We start from the raw sequence: 12,888 nt of genomic DNA, 5'->3' as shown, positions 1-12,888 counted from the left end.
CCGTGGCCGTCCGGCCGGAGGCGATGCGCATGGCACACAAGGTCATCTTCAACCTGCCGCGGCGGGAGCTGGGCCGCGAGGACATCGAGTTCGTCGTCGAACGCGACGGCCGCCGCTTCGGCACGCTGCTGGTATCGAAGGGCGCGATCGAATGGCGACCGACCAACAAGGTCTATCGCCGCAAGCTGAAATGGGACCGCTTCGACCAGTTGATGCGCGACACCGGCCGTCCGGTGTGACGCGTCAGTCGATCTCGCGTCCGCGATACCAGCGACGGTGCGCGAGCGCGAGCAGATCGCGATCCTCGTGCGTGTCGCCGTATGCGTACACGACGGGATGGCGCGACAGGTCGTAGCGCTCGCGCACGCGGCGCGCCTTCTCCGCACCGACGCATTGCGCGCCGTCGAAGCGGCCGGTCATCACGCCGTCGCGCGATTCCAGTTTCGAACACAGCAACTCGAGCCCGTGCTGCGTGCACCAGTGCGAGAGGTACAGATCGAACGAGCCGGACACGACGACGATGGTGTCGCCCTGTTCGCGATGCCATTGCAGGCGCGCCATCGCGTCCGGGCGCAGCACGCCGGGAATCGTCACGCGTGCGAAACGCTCGCCCGCGTCGTGCAACGCCTGCCGCGGGAGTCCCCGGAATGCGAAGTCCGCGATGCGTTCCCGCACCGCGTTGCCGCTCACCACGCCCGCCTTGTAGCCCACGATGACCGGCGCGAGCACGATCTGTCCGATCATGAGCCGCCGCTTCGTCGTCGCCATGCGCACGAAATCCGGCATGAGTTCGCGCGTGGTGATGGTGCCGTCGAAGTCGAACAGGGCGAGGTTCATTCGATGCATTGCGTGCGAAAGCGTCGAGTGTACGGTCGGACGTTCGGGCACTCCATGTGCGTGGCCCACCTCACCGTGAAAAAAACTACCCCCGATGCTCCAGCGCCAGGAACTCCGCCGACTGCATCTCGATCAACCGCGAAGCCGTGCGTTCGAACGCGTGCGCCAGCTTCTGCCCGGTGTACAGCGCAGGCGGCGCGGCGGCGGCGGTGCAGACCAGGTTGACGTGACGGTCGTAAAGCTCGTCGATCAGGTGCACGAACCGCCGCGCCGGATCGTCGTTGCGCCCGTCGAACAGCGGGATGCAGCCGACCAGCACCGTGTGGTACTCGGTCGCGATCTCGATGTAATCGCTCGCCGCACGCGGGCCTTCGCACAGTGCGGCGAAATCGAACCACGCGTGCCCTTCGGCGAGCGCGCGCACGGGGATTTCGCGGCCTTCGATGATGAGCGGGCCTTCCTCGCGCGGGCAGGTCGCGGTGAGCTCGCGCCAGCGTTCGGCCAGCCACGCGTCGGAGCCTTCGTCCAGCGGCGCGCGATACACCGGCGAACGCGTCAGCGCGCGCAGGCGGTAATCCTGCGCGCTGTCGAGGTAGAGCACCTTGCAGTGCTGCTCGATCTGCGCGATCGCCGGCAGGAAGCTCGCACGCTGCAGGCCGTCCTTGTAGAGGTTAGCCGGCGCGGTGTTCGACGTGGTCACCAGCGCGACGCCCTCGACGAACAGGCGTTCGAGCAGGCGGCCCAGCAGCATCGCGTCGCCAATGTCGTTGACGAAGAATTCGTCGAGCACCAGCACGCGCAGGTCGCGGCCCCATTCGCGGGCGATCGACGCCAGCGGATCGCTCTGCCCGGCATGGGCGCGCAGTCGCGCGTGCACCTCGCGCATGAAGCGGTGGAAGTGCGTGCGGCGCTTCTGCTCGAACGGAAGCGCGTCGTAGAACAGATCGATCAGGAATGTCTTGCCGCGACCCACGCCGCCCCACAGGTACAGGCCGCGCGGCGGTGCGGGCTTTTTGCCGAACCATCCGTCGAACAACCCGCGCCGGGGCGGATCGCGCAAGGCCGCGTGGATGCGGTCGAGTTCGCGCAGCGCCGGACGTTGCGCGGGATCCTCGTTCCATTCGCCGCGCGCGACACCGGCCGCGTACAGCGCCGACGGCGCGGACCGGGACGAACCGGCGTCGGCGACAGGAGCCGTCGCGCTCATGCCGACGCGGCGCCTTCCGCCTCGGGCGGCAGGTGCGGCTTGATCCCGTTCTTGATCGCGCCGCGCAGGTCCATCAGGCGGCGATGGAAGAAGTGGCTGGTCTCGGGCATCTTCACCAGCGTCGGCGGCGTTTCGAGCTTCAGTCCGTCGATCCACGCGTACACGGCCTGCGGATCGACGATCTCGTCCTCCTCGCCCTGGATCACCAGCCACGGGCACTGCGGCGGCGCGATGGTGCTGAAGTCCCAGTTGCGGCCAGCCGCGGGCGGGGCGATCGAAATCACCATGCCCGGATGCAGCTCGTTCGCGCACTTGAGCGTGATGTAGGAGCCGAAGCTGAAACCGGCCAGCCACAACCGCGCGCGCGGGCGCTGTTCGCGCACCCATGCGGCGACGGCTCGCAGGTCGTCGGCCTCGCCGCGGCCCTGGTCGAAGCTGCCCTCGGAGGCGCCGGTGCCACGGAAGTTGAAGCGCACCGTGGCGATGCCCGACTCGCGCAGCGCGCGCGCGGCCATCGTCACGACCTTGTTGTGCATGGTGCCGCCGTCGGTGGGCAGCGGATGGCAGACGATGGCGACCGCTTCGCGCGCGGGCGCCTCGGCGGCTTCGACGATGGTCTCCAGCGCGCCGACCGGCCCCTGCAGCGTCAGCGTGGCGGTGGCGTCGTTCGGAAAGGCGGGATTGCTCATGCCGCCATGATACGGCGTAGGGGATTCAGGCCTCGTCGGCGCGGCGCTCAGGGGTCGAAGCCGAGCACCAGCGGATCGTGGTCGGAACTGCGCCACGGCCCCGTGCCGCCGGCGCGATAGCCGGACGATTCGGCCTCGTCGGCGTTGACGTGCCATTCCGCCGCGCCGCGCAGGCGCCGGGCGAAGGCGGGGCTCAGCAGCGCGTGGTCGAGGCGGCCGAGCCGGCCGTCGTAGACGTAGCTGTAGGGCGCCGGGATGCCGGCGACGGCGAAGGCGTCCTGCCAGCCGGCCTCGCGCAGCGCGCGCACGGGCGCTTCCTGCGCATAGGCGTTGAGGTCGCCGACGATCAGCGTGCGCGCCCCGTGCCCGGTGGGATCGCCCGCGAGCCAGTCGTGCAGGCGACGCGCCGATTCGACGCGCGTGGCGTCGTAGCAGCCCGCGCCGTCGTGCTGGTCGCGATCGGCGCCATCGGCATCGCTGCAGCCCTTGGACTTGAAGTGGTTGGCGACGACGACGAACGCCTTCGCATCGCCCTTCAACGGCGCGAACGCCTGCGCCAGCGGCACGCGGCTGTGTTCGCCGAACGGGCCGCCCTCCAGCGTCGCCGGTTCGCCGAGCGTGCGCACGCGATCGCCGCGATAGATCAGGCCGACGCGGATCGGGTTGTCGCCGGGGCCGCGCTTCGCATCGACGAAACGCCATGCGCCGCCCTCGGCGTCGAGTGCGTCGACCAGCGTGGCGATGCTCGAATCCTCGCCGTAGCCGTCGTTTTCCAGTTCCATCAGCGCGACGACGTCGGCATCCAGCGCCTCGATGACCGCCACGTGCTTGGACAACTGCGCGGCGAGTTCGGCCGGCGTGCGCGCGCCGCGCGGCGTGGGGAAACCGCCGCCGTGCCCGTCGCCGTTGAACAGGTTCTCCAGGTTGAGCGCGGCGATGCGGAGCGAACCCGGGACGGTGGGCGGCTGCGGACGCGGAGCCGGGTCGAGTGTGGGTGCCGATTCCAGGACCAGCGCATGACCGTCCTTCGCCTGATCGATCACCCCGGTGACGCCTTCGATGCGGCTGCCGGAGCGTGCCTGCGCGAAGCCCTGCGGCCACGTCGCATCCGCCGCTTCCAGCCACAACGCGCGCTGCGTGTTGCGGGCGACTTCGGCGCGATAGCCGTCGCTGCCGGGGACGTGGCGCTCGGTCGGTTGCCAGAGGCGTTCGTCGAGGCTCGCGAGAACGCGGTCGTGCCTGCGCAGATCGCCGCTGTCGGCGAGGAACACCGGCGCATCAAGGCGTACGCGCATGCCTTCCAGGCTTTCCCAGCCGGTGGGCGCCTTCGCGAGCGGGGTCACTGGTGTTTCGCCTTCGCCGACGCGTTCGACCCGGGTCCGCACCAGCGCCGTGCGGGTGGCGCGGCCGACGTCGAGTTCGGCCACGGTGCCGTGCACGAGCACCGCATCGCCCGGACCGACGGCCGATGCGGCGTCCTGCACGAAGATCGCGTCGGAGGTGGCGTCGTCGCCGTCGCCGGCATCCTGTACGAACCAGCCGCCGTCGAGCTTCGCGCTGACGACGCCGCGAACGGTCACCGCCTGGCCGACGAGGGCGCTGCGTTCGGCGTGGCCCTGCACGGCGCCGATCGCCGTCGCCTCACGCGCATCGGACGGCGAGGCGCAGCCGACCAGCAGGCACGGCATGAGCAGCAGGGCGGGGCGGAAAGGGAAGCCGGGACGGATCATGGGCGCGCTCGCCGGGACAGGGGCGCGCATTATCGCGACGGGCCGTGACGGCTGCTCGTCCGGTGTTGGCGGTCGATGCGCTGCGCCGTTAATGGGATGAAACCCGGAGTTCGCCGCCTGGTGGCTGCCCTCCTGGCGAAACGCCTGCACGACCATCCATGGCCGCGCGGGCTGCCTTACCCCAGAAACGACAACGCCGCCCGGAGGCGGCGTCGTGCGGTGGCTCGAAGGAAGCGGCTTACTTCAGGTTCGCCAGCATCCAGTCGACCGCGGCGATGACCTGCTCGTCCGTCAGTGCCGGGTTGCCGCCCTTCGGGGGCATCACGCCGGCGGTGCCGGTGAAGCCTTCGATCGCGTGCTTGTGCAGCGTGTCCTTGCCCTTCGGCAGGCGCGCGGTCCAGTGGGCCTGGTCGAGCGTCGGCGCGCCGCCGGCACCGGAGGTGTGGCAGCCGGTGCACAGGTTGTTGAAGATCACCGAGCCGTCGGTGGTGCCGCCGTAGGCGACCTGCGAGGCGGCCTTCGCGGCGGCGGCGGCCGAGGCGGCCTGCTGCGCGGCGGCGCCGGTGCTGCCTGCGTAAACCGCGCCGACCGGGGCGATGCGCTGCTGCGTGCGCTTGGCGACGTCGGGGTTGACCTCCGCCGGCAGCTGGCCGTGCACGAAGATGGCCGCGATGATCAGGCCCAGGGTGACCAGCACGAGGAAGCCGATCACCATCGAGAATTTCTTCAGGAATTCGAGGTCGTAATTGCGCACAAACCCACCTATGGCGCGCCCGTACGGGTCACGCGAAGCCATCGACGATCGACCGCCCCAAGCGGTCGCGCGCCAGTATACGGCCCGCTAGGCCCATCCACTAGGTTCGGACTTGGGCGGTCCGGTGCGGCGCGAGGCCGCGATGGCGGTTTCGCGGAGCGTCGCGGGGCTCTGTCGGATGGGTTGCACGACCCTTGTTCATGCGTGTCGCGCGCTGGATGGTCTGCGACTGCGGCGGAGCGCAAACATACTGTTGAGGAGCCCCATGAGGCCCATCCGAAATGCGAAAACGCGAACGGCAGCCGGGAGGCTGCCGTGTTTGTCCGGGCCGTTTCACGAACGCCGACGCGATCCGGTCCGCTCACGCTCGCGCAGAAAGGCGGGATGCGTGAGATGGCGCGCCCGGAGGGATTCGAACCCCCGACCAATGGCTTCGGAAGCCACTACTCTATCCGGCTGAGCTACGGGCGCCTGTTGGATGTTCCCGCGAACGGCTTGATCGGCGATCACGTCGCGACAGCGGGGCTGGCATTCTAGCGGCAAAGCGCGGCGGCGTGCTGCCGCGACGCCAGCCGGCCCGCGGAATTCCCGCGCATCGAGCCGCCTTCGGCCCCTAATTGCCTGACCTGCATACCTCCGATCTGCCCCGAATGAGCTACGAACGCTTCCAATCCCCCGCGGCGTCCCCATGGAAAACGCGACTGTCGCTGTATTGGCAGCTGGTCCGCGGCGACCGCCCGATCGGCTGGCTGCTGCTGCTGTGGCCGACGTGGTGGGGTTTGTGGCTGGCCGCGAAGGGCGTGCCGCCGCTGTGGACGCTGTTCGTGTTCAGCGCGGGCGTGTGGCTGACGCGTTCGGCCGGTTGCGTGATCAACGACTACGCCGACCGCTGGCTCGACCCGCACGTGGAGCGCACCCGGAATCGCCCGCTCGCCACCGGCGCGGTGCGCGGTCGCGAGGCGCTGGCGCTGTTCGCCGTGCTGATGCTGGCGGCCTTCGCGCTGGTGCTCACGCTCAACCGGCTGACCGTGCTGATGAGCTTCATCGGCGTCGTGCTGGCGGCGAGCTACCCGTACCTCAAGCGCTACACGCACCTGCCGCAGGTGTACCTGGGGCTGGCGTTCGGCTGGGGCATCCCGATGGCCTTCGCCGCCGTGCAGGGCGAAGTGCCGGCCGTGGGCTGGTTGCTGTACGTGGCCAACATCGTCTGGTCCACCGCCTACGACACCTGGTACGCGATGGTCGACCGCGAGGACGACCTGCGCATGGGCAGCAAGTCCACGGCGATCCTGTTCGGCGAGATGGACCTCATCGCGCAGGGCGTGCTGTACGCGCTGTTCTTCGTGGCGCTGGCGTTCGTCGGCCAGCGCGCGGCGATGGGCGCGTATTACTGGATCGGCCTGGCCGTCGCCGTGGTGCTGGTGGCCTATGAGTTCCGCATCGCGCGTCGCCGGGAACGCGCGGCGTGCTTCCGTGCGTTCCTGCACAACCATTGGGTGGGGCTGGCGATCTTCGCCGGCATCGCCGCCGACTTCGCGTTGCGCGCGCCGGCGGCGTGAGCGTCAGGTGCCGGCCAGCTTGCGCAGCTTGAAGCCGGCCATCACCTGCAGCACCCCGTAGAACAGCGCGGCCACGCCGATCCACAGTGCGACGGTCACCAGTCCGACGGCGGGCCGCGCGACGAACAGCACCGCCAGCAGGATCGCCAGCACGCCGCTGAGCGCGATCATCCATTCGCCCGTGACTTCCTTGCGGATGCGGATCGCCAGCACGATGCGATAAATGCCCGCCACCAGCAGCCACGCGGCGAGGATCAGCAGCAGCACGCCCGCGGTGACGACCGGGTTCGACACCGCGACGAGGCCGAACGCCAACGACGCCAGCGCATACAGCGCCAGCCAGCCTTTCGAGACGGAAACGTTGCGGTCGAACAGCGCGAGCGCGCTGAGCACGCCCTCGGCGATGGCCATCACGCCGAAGGCCCAGGCCATCGCCACGGCCGTCTTCGCCGGCCACATGAACGCCGCGATGCCGAACAGCACGCCGATCACGCCATACAGCACCAGCACCCACCAACTGCGACCCACCGTACGCAACAGACCTGCGTTCATGACGCGCTCCTTGATCTGAGGTCCTTCCATCGTGGTGCGTAACCGCGCGATCGTGGAGCGGGAAGGGTCGTTGCGGTGTGAAGGTGGGGTGACGGTGAGGGCGACGTTCGGGGCCCGGGCATTCGTCGCAACGCCCATATGTGCGCGCATCTCGCCTGGCGAAGCGCGTGATGTGCTCGGAGCTGGATCCCCGCCTTCGCGGGGATGACCGCAATGGCTCGAATCCCGAATCCCGATCCGGCAATCCGCCGGACGGCATCTCCAGGCCGCGCGACGCGTGTTCGAATCGGCGCTTCCACCGCCGCCGGAGTTCGCCATGCGTCGTGCCTGCCTGTCGTTGTTCCTGTGTGTGATCGCCGCCAGTGCCGCGGCCCAGGACGCGCCGACGCGCGAGCATTTCGCACCGTCGGGCTGGGAAGGGTCGTACCACGCACTGCATTACACGCCGGCCGTGCGCGTCGGAGACCGGGTGATCGTCTCGGGCATTCCAGCGCTGGAAGGGCAGGACGAGGAGGCGAAGATCCGCTGGGCGTTCCAGCAGCTGAAGGCGCACCTGGAGAAGGCCGGCGCGACGCTCGAGGACGTCGTCGAGCTGCAGAGCTTCCACGTCGCGCGCGATCACGACGAATTCCGCCAGCGCATCGCGCCGGTGCTCAAGGTGCATCGCGAGTTCTTCAAGGATCACTATCCGGCATGGACGGCGGTGGGGACGACGGCGCTCTACGCGGGCAATGCGCCTATGGAGGTCAGGGCGGAGGCGGTGGTGGGGTCGGGTGCGCGGGCTCGGGCGGAGATCGCGAAGCCGCAAGAGAAGTAGGACGTGGTGATGCTGGGGCGGCGGGTCTCCCTGTCGGTGTAGTCATCGCGTTTGAACCGTTGCTCGTGTGTCGGGGCGCTGGAGATCGGGAACTGGACAAGCGCCCATCGGAGCGATGGCGCCGCCGTTCCCCCTCACCCTGCTTGCAGAGGGAGGTTGGAGGGGAGGCACGGTTCGTACGGAGCTCGATGCGGCGCTTTGGCGACGTGGCGCTGTGCACTTCACCCCTCCCCAACCTTCCACTGCGGAGCAGGCGAGGCAGCACAAGCAGCAAGCGTTGCTGCCGCTGACCCACATCACGGCACCCGCGCACACACCCACACGTCGACCCGCCGCACCCCCGCCCGCAGCAAAGCCATCGCCGCGGAGCGCGCAGTGGCGCCCGTGGTCATCACGTCGTCCACCAGTGCGACATGCGCAGGCAGCTCCGGTCCAGCGCGTACCTCGAACGCCCCCCGCAGGTTGCGTCGGCGCGCCCCCGCATCCAGCCGCGACTGCGCCGACGTCGCACGCACGCGGCGCAGCAGGTCGTCCCGCAGCGGTACATCGAGGCGCCGCGAGAGCGGGCGGGCCAGTTCCAGCGCCTGGTCGTAGCCGCGCCGTCGCAGACGGTCGCGGTGCAGCGGGATCGGCACCAGCGCGCATGGGCGGTCGGCATCCGCCACGCGCCCCGCCATCAGCTGCGACAGCAGGCGTAACGAAGCGAGGTCGCCATGGAACTTCGCGCGTGGCAGCAACCGATCGAGGGGCGCGCGATAGATGAAAGCGGCGCGCGTCGCCGCCTGCGGTGGCGGCCGTCGCAGGCACTCGCCGCACAGCTCGGCGTCGATGCCGAGCGGCAAGGCACAACGTCCGCACGCGGCGGCCACCCAAGGCAGGGATTCGCTGCAGAACACACACAGATCGCGACCATTCGAGCCGCGTTCGCCGCATACAAGACACCGGCACGCCAGCAGACGATCGGGAAACCGCCACGCCCGTCCGTCAACTCCATGCGCGCCAGTTTGGTTGACAGGGTTCGCCATGGTTTCCAGACTGCCCGGCCTGTCTCGCCGAAAACATCGGAATTCCCCCATGCCTGCCATCAGCCAGTTGCCCGTCGTCGAGTCGGCCGAACCGCGCCACGACTGGTCCCGTGCCGAGGTCCGCGCGCTGTTCGACCTGCCGTTCCCGGAGCTGCTGCACCGCGCGGCAACCGTGCATCGCGCCAATTTCGATCCCGCCGAAGTGCAGGTCAGCACCCTGCTGTCGATCAAGACCGGTGGCTGCCCCGAGGACTGCGGCTACTGCCCCCAGGCCGCGCGCTACCACACGGGCGTGGAGGCGACCAAGCTGATGAGCACCGAAGCCGTGCTCGAAAAGGCCCGCCAAGCCAAGGCCGCTGGCGCCAGCCGCTTCTGCATGGGCGCGGCGTGGCGCTCGCCGAAGGATCGGGATATTCCGAAGGTGGCCGCCATGATTTCCGAGGTGAAATCGCTGGGCCTTGAGACCTGCGCCACCCTTGGCATGCTCTCGGCCGACCAGGCGCGCGCGCTGAAGGACGCCGGCCTGGACTACTACAACCACAACCTCGACACCGCGCCGGAGTTCTACAACGCGATCATCCACACCCGCGAGATGCAGGACCGCCTGGACACGCTCTCGCACGTGCGCGACGCCGGCATGAAGACCTGCTGCGGCGGCATCGTGGGCATGGGCGATCGCCGCGACCAGCGCGCCGGCCTGCTGCAGACGCTGGCCAACCTGCCGGCGCACCCGGATTCGGTGCCGATCAACCGCCTGGTGCAGGTCGAAGGCACGCCGCTGGCCGGCACCGAGCTGCTGGATCCCTTCGAATTCGTCCGCACGGTCGCGGTCGCCCGCATCCTGATGCCGCGTTCCATGGTCCGTCTCTCGGCCGGCCGGGAATCCATGAGCGACGAGCTGCAGGCGCTGTGCTTCCTCGCCGGCGCCAATTCCATCTTCTACGGCGAGAAATTGCTGACGACCGGTAATCCCGACACCGAGCGCGATATGGCATTGTTCGACCGACTGGGCTTGCGTCCGATGCCCGTGGTCGAACAAGGGGAGACCGTCCATGCCGACATCGTCGAACCGGCGCGGCACTGCGCCGCGTGATGGCCTGCCGGCGGCGCCATGAGCCGCCCCGGCTGGCGTGACCGCATCGATGCCGCGCGCGCGCAGCGCGAGGCGACCTCGCGGGTGCGCGTGCGCCGCACCGTCGCCCAGCGCGACGGCGCCCGCTGCCTCGTCGAAGGCCGCTCGCTGCTGAATTTCTGCGGCAACGACTACCTTGGCCTGTCGCAGCACTTCGCCGTGGTCGGCGCGCTGCAGGACGCGGCCTCGCGCGAGGGCGCGGGCGGCGTCGGCTCGCACCTGGTCTGCGGCCACCACCAGATCCACGACGCGCTGGAGCGCGAGGTCGCCGACTGGCTCGGCGCGCCGCGCGCACTGCTGTTCGGCAGCGGCTACCTGGCGAACCTCGCGGTCGTGCAGGCGTTGCTCGGCGACGACGACGTCTGCGTGCAGGACCGCCTCAACCACGCCAGCCTGATCGACGCCGCGCGCCTGGCCGGCTGCCGGCTGCGCCGCTATCCGCATGCCGACGCCGAGGGCGCGATCCGCCAGCTGCGCGGCATGCCCGAAGGCGCGGCGATGCTCGCCACCGACGGCGTGTTCAGCATGGACGGCGACATCGCGCCGTTGCGCGAACTCGCGCTGGTCGCCCGCGTGCAGAAGGCGCTGTTGTACGTGGACGACGCGCACGGCATCGGCGTGGTCGGCCCCGACGGCCGCGGCAGCGTCGCGGCGAACAAGCTCGGCGTGGGCGACGTGCCGCTGCAGCTGGCGACGCTCGGCAAGGCGCTTGGCGGCTACGGCGCGGTCGTGGCGGGCGACGCGGACCTGATCCAGCACCTGTCCGAAACGGCCCGCACCTACGTCTACACCACCGCGCTGCCGCCGGCGCAGGCCGCCGCCTCGCTGGCGGCGGTGAAGCTCGCGCGCGCCGAACACTGGCGCCGCGGCAAGCTCGACGACCTCGTCGGCCGCTTCCGCGATCGCGCGCAGCGGGCGGGACTGGAACTCATGGATTCGCAGACGCCGATCCAGCCGGTGATCTGCGGCGACGAGGCCAACGCCCTCGCGCTGGCTTCCGGACTCGAACAATCCGGCTACTGGGTCGCCGCGATCCGTCCGCCGACGGTGCCCGAAGGCCGCGCGCGGCTGCGCGTGACCCTCTCGGCGCTGCACGGCGTGGCCGATGTCGATGGCCTGGTCGAGGCGATGGCGAAGGCCCGCGATCGCATCCGCCTGGGCCTGGTCGAGACCGCACGGCGCGAGGCCGTGCTGGCGCGATGAGCGGCGAGCGCGACCTCGCGCGACTGCTCGCCACGCTGAACGTCACGGCGCGCGCGGGCGACGTCGCCTTCGTCGCGCGGCCGGCGCCCGACCCGACGCTCGCCGCGCTGGCGCTCGCCATGGTCACCGAGGACGAGGGCGTCACCTATGTGCTGCCCTGCGAGGTCGCCGACGCGCGCGGCCTGCCGTACGATTTCCGGGCCGCCTGGCTCACCCTGGGCGTGCACTCGGCGCTGGATGCGGTCGGCCTGACCGCCGCCTTCGCCACCGCGCTGGCGCGGCGCGGCATCGCCTGCAACGTGCTCGCCGGTTTCCACCACGATCACCTGCTGGTCCCGGCCAACCGCCGCGACGACGCACTGGCGGTGCTGGCCGACCTCGCCCGGGACGGCGCCGCGTAGCACCACGTTCCATTCCATCCCCCATCGGCTGCACCCATGTACATCGAAACGCGCGGGCAGGGTCCCGCGCTGGCACTGATCCACGGCTGGGCCATGCACGGCGGGCTGTTCGCGCCGCTGGTCGAACGCCTCCAGGATCGCTACACGCTCCACCTGATCGATCTGCCCGGCCACGGCCGCGCGCGCGACGACGCCACGCCGCTCGTGCCTGAAGCACTGGCCGCGCAACTGGTCGCGCGCGTGCCCGATGCGGTGTGGCTCGGCTGGTCGCTCGGCGGCCAGTTCGCGCTGCGTGCGGCGCTGGATTTCCCGGAGGAAGTGCGCGGCCTGGTGATGATCGCCTCCTCGCCCCGCTTCGTGATCGACGACCGCTGGCCGCACGGCGTGAAGCCCTCGCTGTTCCGCGATTTCGGCGAGGCGCTCGGACGCGATTTCCGCGGCACGCTGGAGGGTTTCCTCGCGCTGGAAGCGCTGGGTTCCAGCTATGCGCAGGAGGAACTGCGCAGCCTGAAGACGCAGGCGTTCGAACGCGGCGAACCGGCCCCGCGCGCGTTGCAGGAGGGCCTCGTGTTGCTCGACCGGCTCGACCTGCGCGACGAACTGCCGCAGTTGCGCGTGCCGAGCCTGTGGATTTCCGGCCGTCGAGACCGGCTCATTCCCGCTGGCGCGATGCCCGCCGCTGCGGCGATGACGCCGGGCGCGCGCAGCGTGGTGATCGGCAATGCGGGGCATGCGCCGTTCCTCGGCGCGGCGGATGAAGTTGCCGGCGAGATCGATGCGTTCATGCGTGCGGTGACGGCGCCGGCGTGATGCGCTTGAGTCCTCTCCTTCAAGGAGGGGGTTGGGTGGGGAGGGTGTTTCTCCACCGGACCAAGCGGCGATCGTCGAGATCGAGGCAACACCATCCCCACCCCAGCCCTCCCGTTGAAGGGGAGGGAGCCAAAAGCCGAATCAGAATCCCAATCGGCCCTTCCTTCAAAGG

Annotated in this window: 14 protein-coding genes and 1 tRNA gene; 7 read left to right on the top strand and 8 right to left on the bottom strand. The window is 70.0% G+C overall.

Annotated elements, in window-relative coordinates; all coding sequences use genetic code 11:
- Positions 1–29 precede the first annotated feature (29 nt).
- Positions 30–239: a hypothetical protein gene (locus I4U41_RS14455; protein WP_206861877.1), complete on the top strand. Its 210-nt coding sequence runs from the start codon at positions 30–32 to the stop codon at positions 237–239.
- Between the two features lie 4 nt (positions 240–243).
- Here the strand turns inward: I4U41_RS14455 and I4U41_RS14450 are convergent, their stop codons facing one another.
- From I4U41_RS14450 to I4U41_RS14425, 6 genes are all read right to left on the bottom strand, one after another.
- The gene (locus I4U41_RS14450; RefSeq protein ID WP_206861876.1) at positions 244–837 is read right to left on the bottom strand and encodes an HAD family hydrolase; all 594 of its coding nucleotides are present in this window, start codon (positions 835–837) and stop codon (positions 244–246) included.
- An 85-nt stretch (positions 838–922) separates the two neighbouring features.
- Positions 923–2,044 carry a cell division protein ZapE gene (zapE, locus tag I4U41_RS14445; RefSeq protein ID WP_206861875.1) on the bottom strand — a complete coding sequence of 374 codons (1,122 nt, stop codon included), beginning with the start codon at positions 2,042–2,044 and terminating at the stop codon, positions 923–925.
- Positions 2,041–2,733: an alpha/beta hydrolase gene (locus I4U41_RS14440; protein ID WP_206861874.1), complete on the bottom strand. Its 693-nt coding sequence runs from the start codon at positions 2,731–2,733 to the stop codon at positions 2,041–2,043. Before I4U41_RS14440 ends, zapE begins: the two co-directional genes overlap by 4 nt.
- A 47-nt stretch (positions 2,734–2,780) precedes the next feature.
- Positions 2,781–4,463 (bottom strand): ExeM/NucH family extracellular endonuclease, encoded by a 1,683-nt coding sequence (locus I4U41_RS14435; protein WP_242525264.1) that lies wholly within the window; start codon positions 4,461–4,463, stop codon positions 2,781–2,783.
- Positions 4,464–4,701: 238 nt separating this feature from the next.
- Entirely contained in the window at positions 4,702–5,217 is a 516-nt protein-coding gene (locus I4U41_RS14430) for a c-type cytochrome (RefSeq protein WP_206861873.1), read from the bottom strand.
- A 394-nt stretch (positions 5,218–5,611) separates the two neighbouring features.
- Positions 5,612–5,688 (bottom strand) — tRNA-Arg (locus I4U41_RS14425).
- A 179-nt stretch (positions 5,689–5,867) separates the two neighbouring features.
- Between I4U41_RS14425 and ubiA the strand changes: the two genes are divergently transcribed.
- Complete coding sequence (gene ubiA / locus I4U41_RS14420) at positions 5,868–6,776, top strand: 4-hydroxybenzoate octaprenyltransferase (protein WP_206861872.1); 909 nt, start codon at positions 5,868–5,870, stop codon at positions 6,774–6,776.
- Between the two features lie 3 nt (positions 6,777–6,779).
- On the opposite strand, the gene I4U41_RS14415 is transcribed toward ubiA, so the two are convergent.
- Entirely contained in the window at positions 6,780–7,328 is a 549-nt protein-coding gene (locus tag I4U41_RS14415; protein WP_206861871.1) for an HdeD family acid-resistance protein, read from the bottom strand.
- Positions 7,329–7,644: 316 nt separating this feature from the next.
- Here I4U41_RS14415 and I4U41_RS14410 point away from each other — a divergent pair, with 316 nt between their 5' ends.
- Positions 7,645–8,145 carry a Rid family hydrolase gene (locus I4U41_RS14410; protein WP_206861870.1) on the top strand — a complete coding sequence of 167 codons (501 nt, stop codon included), beginning with the start codon at positions 7,645–7,647 and terminating at the stop codon, positions 8,143–8,145.
- A gap of 296 nt (positions 8,146–8,441) precedes the next feature.
- On the opposite strand, the gene I4U41_RS14405 is transcribed toward I4U41_RS14410, so the two are convergent.
- Complete coding sequence (locus I4U41_RS14405; protein ID WP_206861869.1) at positions 8,442–9,170, bottom strand: ComFC family protein; 729 nt, start codon at positions 9,168–9,170, stop codon at positions 8,442–8,444.
- Between the two features lie 49 nt (positions 9,171–9,219).
- On the opposite strand from I4U41_RS14405, the gene bioB reads away from it, so the two are divergent.
- Genes bioB through bioH form a run of 4 tightly spaced genes read left to right on the top strand, consistent with a single transcriptional unit; the run spans position 9,220 to position 12,716 of the window.
- Complete coding sequence (bioB, locus tag I4U41_RS14400; RefSeq protein ID WP_206861868.1) at positions 9,220–10,263, top strand: biotin synthase BioB; 1,044 nt, start codon at positions 9,220–9,222, stop codon at positions 10,261–10,263.
- Positions 10,264–10,281: 18 nt separating this feature from the next.
- Entirely contained in the window at positions 10,282–11,505 is a 1,224-nt protein-coding gene (bioF, locus tag I4U41_RS14395) for an 8-amino-7-oxononanoate synthase (protein ID WP_206861867.1), read from the top strand.
- The gene (locus I4U41_RS14390; protein ID WP_206861866.1) at positions 11,502–11,906 is read left to right on the top strand and encodes an ACT domain-containing protein; all 405 of its coding nucleotides are present in this window, start codon (positions 11,502–11,504) and stop codon (positions 11,904–11,906) included. The genes bioF and I4U41_RS14390 overlap by 4 nt, the downstream gene beginning before the upstream one ends.
- A 36-nt stretch (positions 11,907–11,942) precedes the next feature.
- Positions 11,943–12,716 carry a pimeloyl-ACP methyl ester esterase BioH gene (gene bioH / locus I4U41_RS14385; protein ID WP_206861865.1) on the top strand — a complete coding sequence of 258 codons (774 nt, stop codon included), beginning with the start codon at positions 11,943–11,945 and terminating at the stop codon, positions 12,714–12,716.
- The last annotated feature ends 172 nt before the right edge of the window (positions 12,717–12,888 follow it).

This window comes from Lysobacter changpingensis (assembly GCF_017308985.1).
In the GTDB taxonomy this organism is placed as follows: Bacteria; Pseudomonadota; Gammaproteobacteria; order Xanthomonadales; family Xanthomonadaceae; genus Lysobacter_J; species Lysobacter_J changpingensis.
The sequence above is the reverse complement of the archived record's forward strand: the minus strand, read 5'-3'. Positions and strand labels throughout refer to the sequence as shown.